We start from the raw sequence: 20,377 nt of genomic DNA, 5'->3' as shown, positions 1-20,377 counted from the left end.
GACGCCGCGAATGCGGTGTGGTCGAAGCACCCGCGGCGCGCTCGGCCCGTCATCGGTCGATGGCCAGGTACTGCGATTCCTGGTATTCCTCCAGCCCGGTGCTGCCACCTTCCCTGCCCAGCCCGGAGGATTTCATCCCGCCGAAGGGTGCGGCCGGGTCGGAGATGGCACCGGTGTTCACGCCGACCATGCCGGTCTGCAGGCTTTCGGCGAATTCGAGGGTATCGCCGAGGTTTTCGCCGAAGACGTACCCAGCCAGGCCCGAGTCGGTGTCGTTGGCCAGTTGCAGGGCAACGGCCGGGTCTGTGAAGGTGCGGATCGCGGCGACGGGGCCGAACACCTCCGAATCCCAGAGACGGGTTCGGGTATCGACGTCTGTCAGGACCGCGGGTTGCAGGAAGTGGCCGGCACCTGCGGTGTCGGTACCGACGGTGTGCAGGTGTGCGCCCTGGCCGACCGCTTCGTCGATGAGCGCGGTGATCCGCCGCACCGCCGCGTCGTCGATCACGGGTCCGATGCGGGTGGCCCGGTCGAGGCCATCGCCCACCGGCAGCGCGGAAACGGCGGCGAGGAACCGTTCGGTGAACTCCGCTGCCCGCGATTCGTGGACCAGGAAGCGGTCGGCGGCGACGCAGGTCTGGCCGGCGTTGCGCAGTTTGGCGAGCAGCGCGCCGCCGACGGCCTTGTCCAGGTCGGCGGACTCCAGGACGACGAAGGGAGCGTTGCCGCCGAGTTCCATCGAAACCCGCAGGACTCCTTGCGCGGCTTGGGTCAGCAGCGTTCGGCCGACGGCAGTGGAACCGGTGAAGGTGAGCTTGCGAAGCCGCCGATCGGTGAGAATCCGCGCCGACACCAGCGGCGCGCGCGAGGTGGTGACACAGTTGACGACGCCCGGTGGCACGCCTGCCTCCGCCAGGATCTGCATGAATGCCACTGCGGTGAGCGGGGTTTGGGGTGCGGGCTTGAGAACGACGGTGCAGCCCGCGGCGAGTGCGGGGGCCACCTTGCGGGTGACCATCGCCAGGGGGAAGTTCCACGGTGTGATCGCGAAAACCGGACCCACCGGTTGTGTGCGGACCGCGATCCGGCGACCTCCGCTCGGTGCGCGGAAGTACGCTCCGCTGCCACGGGTGGCTTCCTCGGCGAACCAGCGCAGGAATTCGGCGCCGTAGGCGACTTCGCCGCGTGCCTCGGCGAGCGGTTTGCCCATTTCCAGGGTGATCGTGTGGGCGATCCGTTCGGTGTCGGCATGCAGCAGGTGAAACGCGCGCAAAAGGATGTCGCTGCGGTCGCGCGGATCGGTGGCCGCCCAGTCCTGCTGGGCGGCCGCCGCGGCGTCCAACGCGGCCGCGGCTGTCCTGTCGTCGCCGTCGGCGACGGTCGCGATCTCGGCGCCGGTGGCGGGATTGCGCACTGGCATTGTCGTCGTGCCGTCGACCCAGTCGCCGCCGATGAACTGGGCGACCGGGAGGTCGGAAAGGGTGGATGTCATCGCGGCTCCATGTCGGGTTCGAAGACGATCACCTGACGCACCGCCGCGCCGTCGGCGAGTTGATCCATCGCCTCGTTGAGGTCGTCGAGTCCGATGCGGGCGGAGATCAGTTTCTCGACCGGCAGCCTGCCTGCCCGCCACATCTGCTCGTAGCGCGGGATATCGCGCGCCGGTACCGCCGAGCCCAGATAGCTACCGACCACGGTGCGGGCCTGCGCGGTGAACAGCAGCGGCGACAGCGTCACGGTGGCCGACGGAGCCGGCAGACCGACGGTGACAGTGGTTCCTCCGGCAGCGGTGGCCAGAAAGGCGGTTTCGAACGCGTCGGGATGACCAGCGCACTCGATCACGTAGCGCGCCCGAATTCCTTGCACCGCAACCTGTTCGGGCGTGTAGGTTTCGGTCGCGCCGAGGTCGCGAGCGACCGTGAGCTTGGCGGGCAGACGGTCGACCGCCACGATGCGCCGCACCCCGATCGCGGCGGCGGTGAGCAACGCGGCCATGCCGACGCCGCCCAGTCCCACCACCATCAGGTCGTCCTCCGGCCCCGGGTCGGCGACATTGAGCACGGCGCCGCCGCCGGTCAGGACGGCGCACCCCAGCAGCGCCGCGACCTCCGGCGGCACGTCGCGGCCGACCGCGACGACCGAGGCCTGGTCGATCACCGCGTGCGTGGCGAACCCGGAAACGCCGAGGTGGTGGCGCACGGGCCGGCCGGCCCTGGTCAGTCTGCCGGGGTGGTGCAGGAGCTCGCCTGCCGTGTTCGACCGGGTTCCTTCGGTGCAGGGCAGTTCACCGCCGCGGGCACACGCCGCGCAGCGCTCGCACCGCGGCAGGAACGACATGACCACCCGGTCGCCCACTGTCAGATCGTCGACCTGGTCGCCGAGTGCCACCACGATGCCCGCCGCCTCGTGGCCGAGCAGCATGGGCAGCGGCCGCGCCCGATTGCCGTCGACCACACTGAGATCGGAATGGCACACACCGGCCGCTTCGATCCTGACCAGTACCTCGGTCGGACCCGGCTCGTCGAGTTCGAGGTCGTACACCCCGATCGGGCGCGACGACGCGAAGGGCCGCGGCCGGTCGGGGTGGTCGAGAACGGCGCCACGGATACGCATCAGATCTCTGCTTTCCGGTGCTCGCCCAGCGGGCCCGACAGGTAGCGCAGGTGATCGTTCGTGTCGCCCAGGGTGTGTTCGATGGTGGTGAGCCGGGCGGTGTAGTGCCCGACCGGGTATTCGGCGGTCATGCCGATTCCGCCGTGCAGCTGGATGGCCTCTTGGCCGATGTGTTTGCCGGAGAGGTCGATTCGCCGTTTCGCACGGGAGGCCACCGTCGGATCGACGACGCCGTCCGCCAAGGACATCGCCGCGTACAGGTTCATGCTGCGGGCCAATTCCAGCGAGACGTACATGTCCGCCGCCCGGTGGGTGAGAGCCTGGAAGGTGCGCAGCGCGACACCGAACTGCTTGCGGGTCTTCAGATACTCGGTGGTGAGTCGCAACGCCTCGGCCATCGCACCGACCGCCTCGGCGCCCAGTGCGGCCTGCGTCGTGATCACGGCTTCGTCGATTATCGCACCGGCATCGAGATCGGTGCCGAGCAATTCGGCGGGTGCACCACGGAATTCGATCTCGGCGCCGCTACCTCCGTCGTAGGTGCGGTAGGCGGTGCGCACGACCGCTGTCTCCTCGGCATCGACCAGGAACAACGCGGTCTCGCCGGTGGGTACCACGGCCGAGACGATCAACCGGTCGGCCCGATCTCCGGATGGCACAGGACTTTTGCGACCGGTCAGCGTCCACCGGTCACCATTGGCGACGGCCAGGGTTTCCGAACGCGTGTCCGGCCAGCGGACGCCGGGCTCGGCGTGGGCGAAGGCGAACAGCTGCTCGCCGTCGACGATTCCGGGCAGCAGGGACGCACGCTGGCCTGCCGTGCCGGCCCGGCCGATCACGAGGGCGGGCAGCAGGGCGCAGTCGAAGATCGGCTCCGGCGCCAGGGTGCGGCCGATTTCCTCCAGGGCGAGCATCGTTTCGATCGGGCCGCCGCCGACGCCGCCGTCCTCGGCGGACACGGTCAGCCCGAGCAGACCGACCTCGGCGAAGTCCGCCCACACCTTCGGATCCCAGCCGGGAGCGTCGGCGATCACCTCCGCGCGGCGTCCGGGGGTGTAGTGGCGGGTCAGTACGCTGCGCACCGTGTCGCGCAGCAGGGTCTGCTCAGGGGTGAAGGTGAAATCCATGGCGGTTACTCACAGTCCGAGGATCGTCGAGGCAATGATGGTGCGCTGCACTTCGTTCGATCCTCCGTAGATGGAAGTCTTGCGGTAGTTCAGGTATCCGGCGATGGTGCGACGCGCCCAGTCGTCGGTCTCCCCTACCCGGGCGACGGCAGCGGGGCCCGCGATATCGACGAGCAGTTCGGTGACGGCCTGCTGCAGTTCGGTGCCGCGCAGTTTGAGGATCGACGAGACGGGATTCGGAGCGCCGCCACTCGAACTCGCCGCGACCCGCAGCTGCACCAGCTCCAGCGCCAGCAGCTCGTTGTCGAGATCGGCGATCCGGGCGGCGAAGCTCGCGTCGTCGAGGAGCGTGCCGGTGCCGAGCCTGGTCCGGGCGGCGTATTCCTTCGCCAGCTCCAGGCGGACCTTGGTCTGCCCGACCGCGGCAATGCCGGTGCGTTCGTTGCCGAGCAGGAATTTGGCGTAGGCCCAGCCGTGGTTCTCCTGGCCGACCAGCTGATCGGCCGGGACGCGCACGTTCTCCAAGAACACCTCGTTGACTTCGAAGCCGCCGTCGATCAGCTCGATCGGCCGCACCGTCACGCCGGGGGTGTCCATCGGAAACAGCAGCATCGAGATGCCTGCCTGCTTCTTGGGCGCGGTGGGATCGGTGCGGACCAGGCAGAACATCCAGTCCGCGCTCTGGGCGGCGGTGGTCCAGGTCTTCTGCCCGTTGACCACGTAGTGATCACCGTCGCGCACCGCGACGGTACGCAGCGAGGCCAGGTCGGATCCGGCGTCGGGCTCGGAAAAGCCCTGGCACCACCAGATGTCGAGGTTCGCCGTCGCGGGCAGGAATCGCGCCTTGAGCTCCGGCGAACCGAACTCGGCGAGTACCGGGCCGATCATGTTCGTGTTGAAGGTGAGTGGCTCCGGCACCGAGGCGAGCTGCATTTCGTGATGCCAGATGTGGTGCTGCACCGCCGACCAGTCCCGGCCACCCCACTCGACGGGCCAGTGGGGTACGGCCAGCCCGGCGGCGTTGAGGATGCGCTGAGTGGTGACGAAGTCGTCCTTGCTCAGCTCGTGCATGTGTCGGTTCCGCCCGCGGATGTCTGCGGGAATCTCACGGCGGAAGAAGGCGCGCAGCTCGTCGCGGAAGGCGAGCTCGTCCTCGGTGAAGGCCAGTTGCATGGTCCAGTATGTTACATAGAGTTCCCTGTGTATCAAATGGAGGTAGGGACCCGGCCATGAGCACTTCCTTCGCAACGTCCCGATCCAGCAGCGTGCAGCGCGGTCGGCTCGTCACCGCCGCGCGGACAACGTTCACCGCGCACGGCTATCACGGCACCACGATGGACACCGTGAGTGCCGCCGCCGACGTCACCAAACCTGTTCTCTACCGCCACTTCTCGACCAAGAGCGAGCTCTATCTCGCGGTGATCCTGGAGTACCTGGACGACCTCGCCGGCGGGCTGCGCAACGCCCACGACGCGGCGACCTCAGACGTCGACCGGGTCCGGCATTGCGTGGGGGTTCTCTTCGATCTCGTCGAGTCCGGCCCGCACTCCACATCAGAGCTGGTTTTCGGTGCCGGTGCCGTCGGCGACCACACCGTCGAGTCCCGAATCGCCACGGCACGGGCGGAGTTCGTCGATACGCTGGCCGCTCACCTGCACCCGAACGAAAATCGGCCGCAGCGGACCCACCTGCTCGCCGCCGGACTCATCGGCGCAACCCTGACGGCGGCAGACGAATGGCACCGCCTGCGGCAACCGACATCGCGACAGGCGGCGCTGGACACCCTTGCCGGGTGGTACTGCGCGGGCCTGCGAGACAGTGGCGACTAGGCCCGAAGCAGGGCAGCCTGGACGCGACTCAGCCGCTCCACGTCACCTTGGAATCCAGCCACCGCGTCGTTGTACAGGAACGCTTCCCACAGCCGGACCAGGGCATACGCGAGGGTGGCGCGATCGATCGGCGGCTGATAGCCCTGCTCCTCGGCGCGCTCGAGCAGACCTTCCACGATCGAGACCGCCGCCGGGTGCACCACTCCGTCGCTGCGGGTGATCACGCGCAGTGCCGACGTGGATTCCTGATCGAAGTAGGTGCGCAGCGAACCGTCCTCGACCAGCCAGTGAATGGCGCTGTCGAGGATCTGCACGAGCCGTTCCCCGCCGGTGGCGGTGCTGCGCCGTTCGGCGTAGGCGACCATGCGCTCGAGCTGGCGTGCCAAGGCGGCTCCGAGCAGCCCGTCCCGGGAACCGAACCACCGGTAGATGCTGGTGCGGCCCAGGCCGAGTTGGGCGGCAATGGCGTTCGCGTCGACTCGATTACCCGCCAGGAAGACCTGCACGGCGGCGTCCAGCACGTCGTCACGGCTCGCCGCGGCCGGGCGGCCGGGAGCTCGGGTTCCTTCGGTGCGTGCCACGCCGACAGCATAGAGCGCGTCGGGGAACGGGCTATGCGCCGTCGCTGTCATCGCGCAGAGAACGGATCATGCTCCGCAGGATCCGGAACGCGCCCGACTGCTCGGCTTCGGTCATGCCGGCCAGCATTCTGACCTCGACGGACCGGACCGCCACGCTCGCCTGCTCGAGGCTTCTCCGTCCGCGAGGTGTGAGCCGCGTGGGAAGAACCTTCCCGACGGGCGCCTCCGCGGGCCTGGTCACATAGCCGTCTCGTTCCAGGGTCTGGAGCAGCACGTTCATCGTCTGCCGGGTGACGAACGCGCCCCGCGCGAGCTCGGAGTTGGACAAGCCCGGTCGCTGAGCCAGCAGCTCGAGGCAGGAGTAGTGCGTCACGCTCATCCCGAGCGGGCGCAGCACTTCCTCCATGGCGATGCGGAGCGCGCTCGACGCCTCTTTCAGCAGGTAGCCCAGTGACGTCTCCAGATCGACTCCGTCTTGACTCATGTCAGTATTCTGACATAGATTGGTTCGTGTCAGGATACTGACACGACCGCAAAGGAGTTCACCATGCCCGCCACCGGCCCCGACTTCCTCTCACTGCAAGCACGCGACCTCGGTGTTTCCCAGGCGTTCTACGAGCAATACCTCGGCCTCGTCCGCTCACCGACCGGCCCTCCACACGCCGTAGTCTTCGACACGAAACCGATCGCGTTCGCACTCCGCGACATCGTTCCCGGCACCGATCTCGCCTCCGTGCCCCAGCCCGGCATCGGTGCCGCGATCTGGCTCCACGCCACAGACGTCCAGGCCGTTCACGATGCTCTCGCCGCCGACGGCCACACCATCGTCTCCGCACCGATCGACGGCCCCTTCGGCCGCACCTTCACCTTCGCCGACCCCGACGGCTACCACATCACTCTCCACGACCGCACCTGACGGCCGGCCGATCTCCGGCTCCCGGAGCCCTGGTTCACCCCAGGAGCTGGGTCATCCTCGTGTGACGAATCGCCCGAGCAGGGGCACCGCTTCGCCGGGATGCCTGGCATCGAAGCCCTCGCCGAGGGCTTGCAGCTGCCAGTCTCCGTCGCCGCGAAAGACCTTCGCCATGGCCATCGCGGTGCACCGCATCCCGCCGGTCAGCGAATATCGGGCCAGTTCGGTATCGGTCGTGTTGTCCACCAGGCGACAGAACGCGTTGACGACCTTCTCGAAAGTGTGTCCCTGGTAAGAGGTCACGATGAACAGCAAGGTGGTGACGTGCGCCGGGACGCGGGTCAGGTCGACCAGGATCACCTCGTCATCGCCCTCGCCCTCACCGGTGAGGTTGTCACCCTGGTGCCGGATCGATCCGTCCTTGGACACGAGCTGCCCGTAATAGGCGACGTCGACCAGATTTCGGTCGGCGAACATCGCCACCCAGGCGTCGAGGTCGATCTCGATCGCACGGCGCCCGAACAGCCCGCCACGCCGGATCGGATCCCAGCCCAACCCCATCCGAATGAAGGTCAACGCGACGCCTCCGTCTTTGCGCAGCGTGACCCGCTGCCCTTTCGACAGGCTGACGGGTCGATTCTTCGACAGCCCGACCTCACCGGCGGAGACCGGTGGCGTCGCGCTCGGCGGTGGCGGGTGACCGGCAGACGCTGGAAGTGGCGGCGGATAGCTCTGGTCTGGTGTGGCGGGGTGGACCGGCGGCGGAGGGTCATCGACTGTGACGCCGTGATCGGTGACCAAGGCGGCGAATCCCCCCGCGTAGCCCTGTCCGACCGCGCGAACCTTCCAGCTGCCTCGGCGACGGTAGAACTCGACCGCGATCACGAGGGACTCGATCGTCAACCCGTCGATCCGGTACTCGTACAACCGAATACCGGTTCCGTCCGTCACGAACACCGACGGGGCCGCGATCCGTCCGAACGTCGCACTCGCGTCGTCGAGGGTGATCACCACTCGGATCTGGGCGACATCGGCCGGGACCTGATCCAGCGAAACCGCCAACCCTGACGGTCGCCCCGGCGAGGTCGGTTGCAGGCGAACACCGGGCCCCGCCGGCTGGTTGTAGAAGACGAAGTCCGCGTCCGAGCGAACCTTGCCCGCGTCGGTGACCAGTAGCGCCGACAGGTCCGCGGCCGCATCGATCTGCACCGCGACCACGACATCGTGGACGGTCAGCGGGCTGTTCTGCCCTTTCGACAGACTCGTCGACACCGTTGCGCCTCTCCCCCCCGACGAATACTTGCTTCCACTGTACGAGAAACCATTTCGCGACAAGGGGTGAAAGCTCGACGCCCACAACACCGCCGAGGCGTCGATCGATCGCGGATAGGCTACGGCCATGCATGAACTGGGGACAGGGTTCGGTTACTTGTGGAGCGGGCAGCGGTGGGTCGCGAGCCACGGTCGCTGGTTCGGCTTCGGGCTGTTGCCCGGACTGGTCACGTTGGTCCTCTACATCGCGGTGTTCACCGGAGCGGCGTTCGGTGTCGGGGACTTCACCGCATGGATGTCGCCGTTCGCCGACGACTGGAACTCACCGTGGCGCGGGCTGTTTCGTGGGTTGCTGGTCGTGGTGTTGTTCGGGTTCGGTGCACTGGTCGCGGTGGTGGCGTTCACCGCGATCACGTTGGTGATCGGGCAGCCGTTCTACGAGCGGCTGTCCGAGCAGGTCGACAGGTCGGAGTCGGCGAACGGCACTGCGCCGGAGTCGGGCAACGGGTTCGGTCGGGATCTGTGGATATCGACCCGCGACAGTGTTCGTCTGCTGATCAGAGTCCTGGCCTGGGCCGTGCTGTTGTTCGTTCTCGGGTTCATCCCCGTGCTCGGCCAAACCGTCGTTCCGGTGATCGGGATCGGCGTGACCGCCTTCTTCCTCGCCCAAGAACTCACCGCGGTGGCGTGGCAGCGTCGCGGCGTCGAGCTGCGCGAACAACTTGCCGTCTTGCGCGGACGCCGCATGCTCGCCTGGGGCTTCGGTGTTCCACTCGCCCTTGTCTTTCTGATCCCGTTCGTGGCCGTGCTGCTGATGCCCGGCGCCGTCGCGGGTGCGACGCTCATGGTGCGCAGCCTGAGCGAGGAGAACCGAGCGGACGGTAAACCACTGGTCGGCGAAGCGATGACGACACCGCCCCGATAACCGCGCCTATCGGGCGCAACCGCAATTCGAGCAGAACAGCGCGCCTGGACCGACCTGGGAACCGCAACCTTGGCAATCGCTGCGGATGTCGAGCGCGCCGCCACAGGACGGGCAGAACCGGCCACCTTCAGTGGCCGCGGCGCAGGTGGGGCAGGCGACCCGCGCGGGAGTACCGAGGTCGTGTTGTCCTGCCCACTCCTGACGTTGAGCCGCCTGGTGGATCTGCGCGCCACGGGCGGCGGCCTGCGCTTGCGCGATCTGGTGCCCCACCTGCGGCGAACAGTTGGTGCACTGTCCGACATGGTCGTTCCAGCAGATCCGCGCACACGTCCACGAACCGCAGCCCGCGCACAGACGGAACTCGCGCGCTACCTCGTCGACGGCCTTGGCGAACGCAGCGTCCTTGGTGCTCGACGCGGAGCCGCCCCAACTGTTGGAGTAGCTGTCCGCGGCCGAAGATACCTTGTGGAGGAGAGGGATTCGGTCCCCGAGCAGATCACGCATCGAGCGCAGCACACCGCGACCCCGAGACAGGTAGTTCTGCTGGAACGCTGACCGGTGGGCGGTAGTGCAGCGTTCGCAGCGGAACTCCCACTGGAAACCGTTGTCGTTGGACTGGTCGGAACAGTTGCTGGTGAAGACCACCGGTGCGGCCATGTGTGTTCGGTTCCTCTTCCGGCGCAGGAGTTTCGGCGTTCGCCGATTCCTTATCGCCGGGGGCCGCGAAGAACGCAACACAACCGCACGACGGCCGGATCAGTCCTTGACCAGCTGGGTGCCACCGCGAACTTGTCGTGCCAGCCCTGTTTGCTCGGGCTCGGGCGCACCGTGACCGCGATGCCGATCGCCGCGATGAACCACAGCAGCCCGCCCAGCCAAGGAATCAGGTTCAGCAGCATGTAGGCGTTGCGCTCGGCCGATTCGACGAGATCGGGCTCGGCCGCGCCGTCAGCGGGTGCTGACGCAGACCACGTAGCGGCGCTGGTCGTAGACGACACCGCGGTCGCCGATCGTGCAGACGTTCACATCCGTGGTGTCATGCCGGATCTCGAGGACGCGGACCCGACCGGGGATGTCGGCGGCGCAGTCCACGTGCCTCGCCGCGTCCCCCTCCATGTCCAGGCATTCCCCGACGGTCCAGTCGATATCCAGGCAGAGGGTCTGGTCCACGCCGCCGGGCAGCGTCCGAGGTTGGGCGCGGTCGACGTCGCCCGGGCAGTGTCCGCCCGCCGACGCCAATTCCGTCACCTTGTAGCGGGAGTGGGTGTCGCCGCACGAGACCTGGCGAATATCGTCCGGACTCGCATTCAAATCCACACAATCGCCGGCACGCAGTTCCACCCAGGGAATCTTCGTCGCGGATTTTGTCAAAGTCGACACGACGCTGCCAGAAACATCGGTAATAGTTCCCAGCGGCTGAGTTGCCGAAACCTCGGTCGGCGAAGTTTTTTCCGCGGAGGCATTGTCGGGCTCGTCGGGCTGCTCCGCCGCGAACCCCACGACGACGGAAAGCGCCAGGTAGAACGCTCCTGCCAGGGCAAACACTGCCCCCATGGACACACCGAGCAGGGCTAGGTTTCTTCGACGTGCCATCTGTGTTGTCCTACTCATCCGCTGGACATCCCCGACCGACGTCCCACTCGCCTGACAGTTCTTACACGGCACACACGAACGTGTCGAATTGTGAATATTAGTATTTTAACAATGCGAATTACTGGTCCACCGCCCAATTCGGCACGGTTCACCGACTGCCGGAAAAGGGTGCTATTGTCTGCCCGATCTCACTGGCGGACAACACGGTTCGTGCCCCGAGCAGCGGCATGCCGTTTTGCCGCGCAATCTTTCGTGATGCGTAAAGGAATTCCCTGATGAAACTCGGTTACTTCCCCGCTGCCACGCTCCTGGTCGGCGCCGCCGTCTGGATCACCGCGGGGACCGCCGCCGCGCAGCCGGTCGCACCCCCGCCCCCTGAGGCCACCACATCCGGGGTCGACCAGTCCGTGCACTACGAGGCCACCCTCACCGAGTTCTCCCGGGTGCTGACCACCACCGTCGCCGGCGGCACCTTCACCACCACCGAAGACAACACCGCGGTCACCCTCGTCGCCGACTCCGGCGCCGTCGTCACCCGTATCCCGCTCACCTACCAGATCTCCGGCAAGGAAATGCGGGTGGCGCAAACGATCTCCGACAACGGCCGTCACCTCGTCCTCGCCCCGCAGGCGAGCGCCACCGGCATCGGCGAGATGCAGGCCATCAGCCCCATGTCCCAGCTGACCAACGAGATCAACCGCAACGTGGTCGGCGTCGTCGCAGGCGGCATCCTCGGCGGCCTCATCGGCACAGTCCTCGGCTTCGGCTTCCTCAGCATCATCACCGGCCCCGTCGGCCTGGTCCTGGGCGCCATCGCCGGCGGCTACGCCATGGGCGGCCAGCCGTTCCTCGACGCCGTCACCGCCGCCGTCAGCGGTCAGCCCTGATCCACCGCTCCGGACGGGCGACCGGTTCCGGTGCGGGTCGAGCGCACCGCTGATCGGTCGTCGCCTGCGGCCGTCAACGCCTTCCTCGAGTAGCGCAGAACGGCGGCCGCGGGCCCGTCACGGGGGGCTTCGGCGCCGCGCACCGCCAGGACACGGCCGTTGGCCCGCAATACGCGCCTGGCGATTCGTCGAGAATGTCCGGGCGTTCTCGGCCACGGAGTCGACGTTCACGGCGCCGTCCTCGCGGCCTCACAGCCGACCAGCGACCGCCCGGCCGGCGGCACGTCCGGAGAAGATGCATCCGCCCAGGAAGGTGCCCTCCAACGCGCGATACCCGTGCACTCCCCCACCGCCGAAGCCCGCGACCTCGCCAGCGGCGTACAAGCCCTCGACCGCTGTTGCGTCCGGCCGCTGCACTCGCGACGACAGGTCTGTCTCCAAGCCGCCCAGCGTCTTTCGGGTGAGCAGATGCAACCGGACGGCGATCAGCGGGCCTGCCTTGGGATCGAGCAGCTTGTGTGGTGCGGCCACCCGCGTGATCTTGTCGGGCAGATAGGCACGTGCTGCATGCATCGCCGCGATCTGGAGGTCCTTGCTGAACGCGTTGCCGAACTCGCGATCCCGCGAGATCACCTCACGCTTCACACTCGCCACATCGAGCACGCTGTCGCCTGCCAGCTCGTTCATCCGGCGCACCAGGTCGTCCAGCGTGTCCTCGACAACGAAATCGGCACCTCTGCGCTTGAACGCCTCGACCGGACCCGGCGCCCCCTTCTTCACCCGTTCCAGCAACAACCTGATGTTGCGGCCGGTCAGGTCAGGGTTCTGTTCCTGCCCGGACAGCGCGAACTCCTTCTCGATGATCTTCTGGTCCAGGACCAGCCAGGTGTAGTCGAAGCCGGTCCGGTTGATGTACTGCATCGTGCCGAGCGTGTCGAAGCCGGGGAACAGCGGTGGAGGAAGCCGCGTCCCCGTCGCGTCCAGCCAGAGCGACGACGGTCCCGGACCGATGCGGATGCCATGGTTCGGCCACACCGGGGCGTAGTTGATGATGCCCTCGGTGTAATGCCACATGCGGTCCCGGTTGATCACGCTCGCGCCCGCGGACTCCGAGATCGCCAGCATCCGCCCGTCCACGTGCGCGGGAACACCGGCCAGCATGCGCTCGGGTGCGCGACCCATGCGCGTCGGCCAATTCTGACGGATCAGCTCGCGGTTGTGCCCGATACCGCCGGAGGTGACGATCACCGCCTGGGCATTGAACTCGAACTCGCCCAATGCTTTCCGAGACGACTCGATGCCTCGCGCCGCGTCCGACGGCTCCAGGACGGTGCCACGCACACCGGTGACCGCGCCGCCGGTGACGACGAGTTCATCGACCTGGTGGCGAAACCGGTATTCCACCAAGCCCTGATCGACGCCGATCCGGACACGAGACTCGATGATCTCGACGATCCGCGGCCCGGTTCCCCAGGTGATGTGGAAACGGGGCACCGAGTTGCCCGGCCCATACGCGCCGTAGCCGCCTCGTTCCGCCCAGGCAACGACCGGGAACGCCTTCCAGCCGCGCTCGGCCAGCCAGGGACGCATCTCACCGGAAGCGAATTCGACAAAGGCTCGAGCCCATGCGCGCGGCCATTTGTCCTCGCGCTCGCGATCGAATCCGGCATTGCCGAACCAGTCCTGCAGCGCCAGGTCGTAGGAGTCTTTGATACCGACCCTGCGCTGCTCGGGGCTGTTCACCAGGAATAGTCCACCGAAGGACCAGAATGCCTGTCCGCCGACATTGCCGGCGTTCTCCTGCTCGACGATGAGCACCCTTTTACCCGCGCTGACCAGCTCAGCCGCGGCGACCAATCCGGCGAGTCCGGCTCCGACGACAATAACGTCAGCAGATTCGGTCATCCATTTACGGTAGCTCCGCATCCCGACCGCAGGAAAGAGATACTCCTGCTCCCCACGGCACTGTGATCGTCTGCGGTGGCAGCATCCCGAAATGGCGCCGATCAGAGCACCCGCCCGATCCGACCGAGACCGAGACCTGACCGGCCACGCCACCACGATCGCCGCGAGTATCGACGCCGCGATGCCATCATTCGCCGTCGTCGCTGTGCCGGCGAATGGACCTGGTGGATTCGACCGTGGTAGGAGAGTTGTCATGTCCTCGTCATCGTCCGTTCTCCGGAGAACCGGCTCACCTGTACCCGATGTGAGCGCGGCGGGATGGTGTCAGGGGCTGTGACCGATGTTGACGCCGATTCGACCGGGCAGACTCGTCTCACCACCGCCACGCGAACCAACCGCGGGTTGGGGTACCGCTTCGATCTGGACGGGTTGCGGGGTCTCGCGATCGCGTTGGTCGTCGTCTTCCATGTGTGGTTCGGTCGTGTTTCCGGTGGTGTAGACGTCTTCCTGGTGCTTTCGGGGTTCTTCTTCACGGGCTTGCTGCTGCGCCGGGCGGAGTCGCCGGAGCCGTTCTGGGCTTGGTCGGTGGTGCGCCGCACTCTGCGTCGGCTCGTCCCGGCCATGACGGTCGTGCTGGCGGCGGTCGTCGTCGCGACGGTGGTGTTGCTGCCGTATACGCAATGGTCGACGGCGGCGGCGCAGGTTCTGTCTTCGCTGTTCTACTACCAGAACTGGCAGCTCGCCCTGACCTGGTCGGACTACCTGGCCGCCGATCCTTCGGTCAGTCCGCTGCAACATCTGTGGTCGATGTCGGTGCAGGGGCAGTTCTATCTGGCCGCGCTGCTGACGGTCGCGGCTATCGCCTGGTTGTGCGCGCGGCTCTCACGACCTGGTCGGATTCGCGCGACCACCGGCGCTGTCGTGGTCGCGGTGTCGGTGGCCTCGTTCGTCTACGCCGCCGACGGCGTCGCCACGAACCAGGGGTGGAACTACTACGACAGCTTCGCCCGTGGGTGGGAGTTGCTGGTCGGCGCCGGGCTCGCCGTCGTCGCGCCGACGCTGATGTTGTGGCGACAGGTGCGCGTCGCGCTCTCGGTGTTCGGTGTTCTCGGTGTCGTGCTGTGCGGATGGCTCATCATCGACGGCGCCAACCGGTTCCCCGGCCCCGCGGCTCTGCTCCCTGTCTGCGCGACGGCTGCGGTGATCCTCTCGGCGACCCAGCTGCGGGTCGCCGACTGGCCGTTGCCGAACCGGCTACTGGCACATCCGGCCATGCGGTGGCTCGGCGATATCGCCTATCCCCTGTACCTGTGGCACTGGCCGATCCTGATCTTCTTCCTCACCGAACGCGGGAACACCCACGCCGGTTTCGTGGGCGGCACCGGGGTGATCGGGCTGTCTGTTGTGCTGGCCTGGATGACACACCGCTGGATCGAACAGCCACTGCGGCAGCGCACTTCACCTGCGGACAGTAACGATGTCGGCGCACGATCGCGGCATTTGGTCGCGTCTGCGGTCGCGGTGTTGCTGGTGGCGACCATCACCGTCACCGCCGGTTGGCAGTTCGCGGTGGTCCAGGTCAAGCCACCGGTCGCGGCCGGGGACCTCGACCCGGCAAGGTACCCGGGCGCGGAGGCGCTGGCCTCCGGCGCGGCGACACCCGACGAGCCGATGCGACCCACCGTCTTCGCCGCGCCCACCGAAGTCCCCCCGCCCACGGCGGACGGATGTATCGCGAACTGGGACACCCGCGACGTCGTCACCTGTACCTATGGCGACCCGGATGCCGATCGGACACTGGCACTCGTCGGGAGCTCCCATGCCGAACACTGGCTGCCCGCGCTCCAGGTGCTCGCCACCGAACACTCGTTCCGCATCCAGGTGTACTTGAAGATGGGTTGCCCGCTCACCCTCGCCGACGACGCCACCTACAAGGGCGAGCCCATCCCGGATTGCCGGGACTGGTCCGCCGAAGTGATCGACCGCCTCGACGCCGACCGCCCCGACTGGGTGTTCACCACCGGTACCCGGCCCCGCGACGAGGGCGGCGACGAGACGCCCGCCGACTATCTCCACGTCTGGGCGGCACTGTCGGACCGCGGTCTCAACGTGGTCACCATCCGCGACACCCCTTGGCTGCGGCGCGGAACGATCCGATACAAAGCCACCGATTGCTTGGCCGGCGGCGGGAACCGAACCAGCTGCGGCATGCGCCGCGAGGACGCGCTCGATCCGGTCAACCCAGGACTGGAACCTGCCTCGGCTTTCCCCAGCGTCTTCCCGATCGACCTGACGGACGCGGTCTGCGAACCCACGCTCTGCGCGGTAGCCGAAGGCAACATCCTGATCTATCACGACGAACACCATCTGACCGCGAGCTACTCCCGGTCGCTGGCAGGACCACTCGGACGGGAGTTGCAACCGATCCTCGGGTGGTGGTGAGGCACGCCCCCGATCCGGCTGTCCCACCTCACCGTTGACCGGCCGTGGGGGCGATACGGTGCAGATTCAGAGGCGATCGAGAGGAGAACTACCGGTGGCATGTGGAGGCAAGCGTCGCATTGCCGGTCTCAGCGTGCTCGCGGTGTTCGTCCTCGCCCTGGGATATCGCGCCACGGATCTGTCGGTACCGGCCGAGACGGTCGCCGCGGAAGCTGTGGCGATTCCGCAAACCCCGATGCGCATCAGCTACGGGAGCTCACCGGAGACGTTCGGCGACCTCTATCTGCCACCGGCATCGAACACGCGGCTGCCCGTGGTGGTGCTGATCCACGGCGGCGGATGGGCGCAGAACCGCACCCTCGCACAATTCGACGCCCATGCCCGTGCGCTGGCAGGCAACGGCGTGGCCGTGTGGAACATCGAGTACCGCCGAGTGAACGGCGGCGGCGGATGGCCGGTCACACTCACCGATGTCGACGACGCCGTCGACGCGCTGGCGAACATCGTCGCACCACGCCTCGGTAACCTGCTCGACCTGCAGCGGGTTCACCTCGCCGGGCACTCGGCCGGCGGCCACCTCGCCGCCTGGACCGCCGGACACCGAGCAGGCGAACCACCGAGACATCCCGCGATTCGCATCCGCAGCCTCACCCTGATGGCCGCGGTACTCGACTTGGATCTGGCCGTCACCGAGAGCCAGGATTCGTTCGTCCCGAAGCTCCTCGGCGGTACGCCGACGGAGGTACCCGACCGCTACCGCAACGCCTCCCCCATTCACCGCCTCCCGGCGAACGACACTCGCATCGCCGCATTACACGGCGAGAACGACCGAGTTGTGGCGCCGCTACAAAGCCACCGCTACGTCGAAGCTGTCACCCGCGCCGGCGGCATCGCCGACCTACGAATCCTGCGCGGTACCGGACACGGTGAATTCGCCGACACCGAGTCTTCTGCGTGGAACACAGCGCGCGACACCATCATCGGCTACGTCGGCACCAGCAACTGACGCTCCACTCGCACGACCTCCGGCACACCGTGGTGCTGACCACGTCACTCGAAGTAGACCGCATAGTCGCCGAAAGGGACCTGGCCGGTCGGGCTCGCCTTGATGGCGTCGGCGACCTGCGGGGGTATGGGAGCCCAGTGGGCCGGCATCTCGGCCGCCAGGGCCGGGTTCAGGATGTAGATCAGCGCGAAGTTCACAATCCACAGCGGCGGGGCCATCGACATGCCGACCTCGGAGCTCACTCCGCCCTTGGTGTTGGTCACCAGCTGAGCCGCGCCCGAAATCTGTTGTGCCGCGAAGCCGTAAGCAGCTTGCACCGTGTAGGCCGATCGGTAGAGCGCGACCAGAGTGCGAAACGCACCGTTTTCCCGCAGCCAGGTGCCGACGTAACCGCCGGGCGCGAGCAAGGTGTTCACCTGTCTGGTCGGCGCGTCCACGTTGGCCGGGCTCTCCAACAGCCCGCCGGGGTTCACGTACAGTCCGTAGCCGGCCAGCACCGAGGGCGTGCTTTGTCCGTTCACCTCGGAATAGAGAGGGCGGCCGACCGTATTGGTGAGGATCTCGACGCAGGCGACGATCACCTCGGCCGCCTCGCGGCTGCCGCCGACGCCGCCGCCGGTGCTGAGGTCACGATACTGCTGCTCGGTCAGCGCGTCGGCTCTGTCGAGACCCACCTGACCGGCGATCGTGTCGGCCAAGGCCTGACCGAGCGGCTGGTTGAGCTGGTCCGGACTCGTCAGCAGCGGTGGTGCGACGTGTTCATAGGCGGGCGCACCGGCGAAGGGGATCGCGAATCCGGTGTCGGAGGTGTTTGCCATAGGTTGCCCGGAGACGGCCTGGGTAGCCGTCAAGGAGAGCAGGCACGCACCGATCAGTGCCAGAACCGACATGACTCCGCGGCGGGCGGACGATCCGCGCCGATGCCCCGGGATCGCTATCCGCGTATTGCCCATCGTCGACCTCTCAGAGCGCTGTCGTAGGAGGTGGAAACCCATTTCCAAGTCAGTCAAAGCCGTCCCCGGCGCCCCTGTCAAGCCCCGCGCCACGTCGCGAAGAGGACGCGCGCGTCCCCCTGACCGGATCGACGGACCGGCTCACCCACTCGCGGCGACATGCCTTTGCGGATAAATTGCCGTCGAGACTTCGACTCGAGGGGAACAGCAGCGTCTGTGTCCGGATCGCACTGAGCACGCTGCCGTCCGACCGAAACAATATCGGCGAAGGAATCCGCGGCGGGCGGTGACAAGAGGCGCTCGACCAGCACTATTCACGTCGCTGGTGCGCAGCCCTTCGCAGAAGTTCAACATCGGTACTGTGCGTGCATGAAGCAGGAGCCGTCCGGCTACGAACTCTATTTGGCGCGCACCGCCCCTGCGCGGCGCTGGGACGATCGAGACAGGGCGCTGCACAACGATTCCCGGATTGTCGACCGCTCGACTGCGGCGTTTCGAGAGGCCTACTACGCCGAGGACTCCCGGCGTGCGCGGCGAGCACAAGAGGAATTCGACGCGCGGAGTTGGGAATTCGTCATCGATCCGGCGATCGACGAGTGGGCGCGAGCATGGGTCGTCGGCGCACCGGCGGCCTTGCAGCTACGCCGGTCGACGTTTCCGGACTGGGCCGATCTGCTCGGTTTCCGCACCCCCGACTTCGAGATCGAATCGGCACTGGAAACGCTGATCAACCGTGCGGCGGCCGGCGGTCTGGTGCGCTCTCCCCACCCGGGCGTTCTCGCTACGGCCTACTCCAGTCGTCATCCGTACACCGAACTCACCGACGGAGTGGGCTACGGCTTCTATCCGGCGGACACCGAAGAGCTGATCGTCCACGGGTCGGCCGCAGTGCGATACGAGGACTTCGACAGCAGACCCGAACACGGTCCGGGTGCCGTCGTTGCCGCGATCCGAATGGTGATGGACACCTTCCGACAGCCTCGGTCTGGGCATATGCAGCCAGGGAGGTATTGGCAGCCCCCAGGTTGACCATGTCGGGGCAAACGATCCGCTCGTAACAACCCGATCTCGACGACTGCCGGTCAGCTTGTCCCGGTTCGGCTGGAGGCGGCGGTGAGGCTGTGGACGAGCAGGTCGATGACGGCTCGCTTGCCCGCGTCGTCGCGCTGGTGAGTGAGGAGGCCTTCGATGACGAAGGTTCCGATGGCGGTCATGGCGGCGAGGTCGGCCTCGGCGGCGCCCGCCCTGCGGAGGTCGTCGGCGAACAGGGCGTCAGCCAGCTGATGGAACCCGGCGTGCCAGGTGTCGATGACGGGCGAGGCCGGGGCGCGGGTGTGCACGGTGTTGACGAGCCCGTGTAGCCGTTCCAGCTGGTCGACCACCCACAGCAGCCGGTCGTTCAGCGGCAGGCCGTCGACCGACGCGTAGGTCGCGAGCGCTTCGGCCAAGACGCGATCCAGGACAGCGATGAGCAGCTCGTCCTTGTCCTGGAAATACCAGTAGATCGTATTGACGGCGACTCCTGCGCTGCCGGCGATCCGTGCCGTGGACGCCGACTCGAAGCCGTCGTCGATGAACAGCCGTTGCGCGGCGACGATGATCTCTTCGCGCTTCTCCTCGCGGTTCTGTGGGCGTCGATTCCGGGGCACCCCATCATCTTATCTTGAGTGGTGCTCAAGAAAACGCTACGCTTCTTGAGCACCACTCAAGAACCGAGAGATGAGGTGGGTTTCCCTTGGACACCGACAGTGTGGCCGCCGAACTGCGAGAGCTGGACACCGACGGCCTGCTTGCCCTTTTCACCACTCTGGAAGCCCCCACGATCAGCGAGCTCAACGGCGAGTACGCCGCCTGGCTGCTGGCCCAGCCGAACCTGTTCGCCGAGGTGACCGGAAAGGTGGCCGTGGCCAACCCGCTCGGTCCGTGGCTGTGCAAGGCATTCCGGCCCGTCGACGAGAACGGCGGGCGCGGCTACAACACTTTCGGTGAGTTCGGCCGAGTCCGGCAGCGCTACCCGATGCGCACACTGCTGGCCCCGTCCCGCTACGACGGCGCTCCGGCCTACACGCTCATCTATCGCGCCTACACCTCGATATGCGGCTCGCTCCATATGGTGGACGAGGTGCGGCGTGCCGCGCCCGGCGTCTACCTGGGCATGGGCACCTGGGGATTCACCGACGCTCAGCGCCGCGTGCCCCGCCCCTTCCTGCTGACCGGCCCGGTCGGCTCCTACCGCGGTGACATCGGCAATGCCCGCCATGACTTCACACCCGGTCCCCGCGAGCTGCCCGGCCCACCCGCCTGAACACCGCCCACCTGTCGGCCCCCATC

Annotated in this window: 21 protein-coding genes; 8 read left to right on the top strand and 13 right to left on the bottom strand. The window is 67.1% G+C overall.

Annotated features, from left to right (window positions below):
* Positions 1-49: 49 nt before the first annotated feature.
* The 4 genes from ACFTS5_RS13310 to ACFTS5_RS13295 are packed head-to-tail and all read right to left on the bottom strand — an operon-like array spanning position 50 to position 4,913.
* On the bottom strand, positions 50-1,492 hold the full coding sequence (locus tag ACFTS5_RS13310; RefSeq protein ID WP_378630638.1) for an NAD-dependent succinate-semialdehyde dehydrogenase: 1,443 nt from the start codon (positions 1,490-1,492) through the stop codon (positions 50-52).
* The gene (locus tag ACFTS5_RS13305; RefSeq protein WP_378630636.1) at positions 1,489-2,613 is read right to left on the bottom strand and encodes an alcohol dehydrogenase catalytic domain-containing protein; all 1,125 of its coding nucleotides are present in this window, start codon (positions 2,611-2,613) and stop codon (positions 1,489-1,491) included. The genes ACFTS5_RS13310 and ACFTS5_RS13305 overlap by 4 nt, the downstream gene beginning before the upstream one ends.
* Positions 2,613-3,740: an acyl-CoA dehydrogenase family protein gene (locus tag ACFTS5_RS13300; protein WP_378630634.1), complete on the bottom strand. Its 1,128-nt coding sequence runs from the start codon at positions 3,738-3,740 to the stop codon at positions 2,613-2,615. The genes ACFTS5_RS13305 and ACFTS5_RS13300 overlap by 1 nt, the downstream gene beginning before the upstream one ends.
* Before the next feature lie 9 nt (positions 3,741-3,749).
* Positions 3,750-4,913, bottom strand: a complete 1,164-nt coding sequence (locus ACFTS5_RS13295; RefSeq protein WP_378630632.1) for an acyl-CoA dehydrogenase family protein — start codon at positions 4,911-4,913, stop codon at positions 3,750-3,752.
* 56 nt (positions 4,914-4,969) lie between these two features.
* Between ACFTS5_RS13295 and ACFTS5_RS13290 the strand changes: the two genes are divergently transcribed.
* Positions 4,970-5,569, top strand: a complete 600-nt coding sequence (locus tag ACFTS5_RS13290) for a TetR/AcrR family transcriptional regulator (RefSeq protein WP_378630630.1) — start codon at positions 4,970-4,972, stop codon at positions 5,567-5,569.
* Here ACFTS5_RS13290 and ACFTS5_RS13285 read toward each other — a convergent pair.
* Together ACFTS5_RS13285 and ACFTS5_RS13280 are read right to left on the bottom strand one after the other, a co-directional pair.
* Positions 5,566-6,150: a QsdR family transcriptional regulator gene (locus ACFTS5_RS13285; protein ID WP_378630628.1), complete on the bottom strand. Its 585-nt coding sequence runs from the start codon at positions 6,148-6,150 to the stop codon at positions 5,566-5,568. The two genes, ACFTS5_RS13290 and ACFTS5_RS13285, sit on opposite strands and share 4 nt — an antisense overlap.
* Before the next feature lie 31 nt (positions 6,151-6,181).
* Positions 6,182-6,634 carry a MarR family winged helix-turn-helix transcriptional regulator gene (locus tag ACFTS5_RS13280; RefSeq protein WP_378630626.1) on the bottom strand — a complete coding sequence of 151 codons (453 nt, stop codon included), beginning with the start codon at positions 6,632-6,634 and terminating at the stop codon, positions 6,182-6,184.
* Positions 6,635-6,697: 63 nt separating this feature from the next.
* Between ACFTS5_RS13280 and ACFTS5_RS13275 the strand changes: the two genes are divergently transcribed.
* Entirely contained in the window at positions 6,698-7,066 is a 369-nt protein-coding gene (locus ACFTS5_RS13275) for a VOC family protein (protein ID WP_378630624.1), read from the top strand.
* 51 nt (positions 7,067-7,117) lie between these two features.
* On the opposite strand, the gene ACFTS5_RS13270 is transcribed toward ACFTS5_RS13275, so the two are convergent.
* Positions 7,118-8,335 (bottom strand): TerD family protein, encoded by a 1,218-nt coding sequence (locus ACFTS5_RS13270; RefSeq protein WP_378630622.1) that lies wholly within the window; start codon positions 8,333-8,335, stop codon positions 7,118-7,120.
* A 127-nt stretch (positions 8,336-8,462) separates the two neighbouring features.
* Between ACFTS5_RS13270 and ACFTS5_RS13265 the strand changes: the two genes are divergently transcribed.
* On the top strand, positions 8,463-9,260 hold the full coding sequence (locus ACFTS5_RS13265; protein ID WP_378630620.1) for an EI24 domain-containing protein: 798 nt from the start codon (positions 8,463-8,465) through the stop codon (positions 9,258-9,260).
* Between the two features lie 6 nt (positions 9,261-9,266).
* Here the strand turns inward: ACFTS5_RS13265 and ACFTS5_RS13260 are convergent, their stop codons facing one another.
* The 3 genes from ACFTS5_RS13260 to ACFTS5_RS13250 are packed head-to-tail and all read right to left on the bottom strand — an operon-like array spanning position 9,267 to position 10,814.
* Complete coding sequence (locus ACFTS5_RS13260) at positions 9,267-9,917, bottom strand: zinc ribbon domain-containing protein (protein ID WP_378630618.1); 651 nt, start codon at positions 9,915-9,917, stop codon at positions 9,267-9,269.
* A gap of 50 nt (positions 9,918-9,967) precedes the next feature.
* A complete protein-coding gene (locus ACFTS5_RS13255) occupies positions 9,968-10,258 on the bottom strand; it encodes a hypothetical protein (protein ID WP_378630616.1) in 291 nt (96 codons plus the stop codon).
* Complete coding sequence (locus tag ACFTS5_RS13250; RefSeq protein WP_378630615.1) at positions 10,209-10,814, bottom strand: hypothetical protein; 606 nt, start codon at positions 10,812-10,814, stop codon at positions 10,209-10,211. Before ACFTS5_RS13250 ends, ACFTS5_RS13255 begins: the two co-directional genes overlap by 50 nt.
* A 314-nt stretch (positions 10,815-11,128) precedes the next feature.
* Here ACFTS5_RS13250 and ACFTS5_RS13245 point away from each other — a divergent pair, with 314 nt between their 5' ends.
* Positions 11,129-11,740 carry a hypothetical protein gene (locus ACFTS5_RS13245; protein WP_378630613.1) on the top strand — a complete coding sequence of 204 codons (612 nt, stop codon included), beginning with the start codon at positions 11,129-11,131 and terminating at the stop codon, positions 11,738-11,740.
* 249 nt (positions 11,741-11,989) lie between these two features.
* Here the strand turns inward: ACFTS5_RS13245 and ACFTS5_RS13240 are convergent, their stop codons facing one another.
* The gene (locus ACFTS5_RS13240) at positions 11,990-13,645 is read right to left on the bottom strand and encodes an FAD-binding dehydrogenase (protein ID WP_378630611.1); all 1,656 of its coding nucleotides are present in this window, start codon (positions 13,643-13,645) and stop codon (positions 11,990-11,992) included.
* A gap of 333 nt (positions 13,646-13,978) precedes the next feature.
* Here ACFTS5_RS13240 and ACFTS5_RS13235 point away from each other — a divergent pair, with 333 nt between their 5' ends.
* Together ACFTS5_RS13235 and ACFTS5_RS13230 are read left to right on the top strand one after the other, a co-directional pair.
* Positions 13,979-16,087, top strand: coding sequence for an acyltransferase family protein (locus tag ACFTS5_RS13235; protein WP_378630609.1), 2,109 nt, complete (start codon positions 13,979-13,981; stop codon positions 16,085-16,087).
* A gap of 94 nt (positions 16,088-16,181) precedes the next feature.
* On the top strand, positions 16,182-17,093 hold the full coding sequence (locus tag ACFTS5_RS13230; RefSeq protein WP_378630607.1) for an alpha/beta hydrolase family protein: 912 nt from the start codon (positions 16,182-16,184) through the stop codon (positions 17,091-17,093).
* Between the two features lie 44 nt (positions 17,094-17,137).
* Here ACFTS5_RS13230 and ACFTS5_RS13225 read toward each other — a convergent pair whose 3' ends face one another.
* Positions 17,138-17,983, bottom strand: coding sequence for a hypothetical protein (locus ACFTS5_RS13225; protein WP_378630605.1), 846 nt, complete (start codon positions 17,981-17,983; stop codon positions 17,138-17,140).
* Between the two features lie 432 nt (positions 17,984-18,415).
* Here ACFTS5_RS13225 and ACFTS5_RS13220 point away from each other — a divergent pair, with 432 nt between their 5' ends.
* Positions 18,416-19,075 (top strand): hypothetical protein, encoded by a 660-nt coding sequence (locus ACFTS5_RS13220; RefSeq protein ID WP_378630603.1) that lies wholly within the window; start codon positions 18,416-18,418, stop codon positions 19,073-19,075.
* A 53-nt stretch (positions 19,076-19,128) separates the two neighbouring features.
* Here ACFTS5_RS13220 and ACFTS5_RS13215 read toward each other — a convergent pair whose 3' ends face one another.
* A complete protein-coding gene (locus ACFTS5_RS13215; RefSeq protein WP_378630601.1) occupies positions 19,129-19,695 on the bottom strand; it encodes a TetR/AcrR family transcriptional regulator in 567 nt (188 codons plus the stop codon).
* Positions 19,696-19,781: 86 nt separating this feature from the next.
* Here ACFTS5_RS13215 and ACFTS5_RS13210 point away from each other — a divergent pair, with 86 nt between their 5' ends.
* Positions 19,782-20,351 (top strand): hypothetical protein, encoded by a 570-nt coding sequence (locus tag ACFTS5_RS13210; RefSeq protein ID WP_378630599.1) that lies wholly within the window; start codon positions 19,782-19,784, stop codon positions 20,349-20,351.
* Positions 20,352-20,377: the final 26 nt, after the last annotated feature.

The sequence above is a fragment of the Nocardia sp. NPDC056952 genome (genome assembly GCF_042674185.1).
Classification (GTDB): Bacteria; Actinomycetota; Actinomycetes; order Mycobacteriales; family Mycobacteriaceae; genus Nocardia.
The sequence above is the reverse complement of the archived record's forward strand: the minus strand, read 5'-3'. Positions and strand labels throughout refer to the sequence as shown.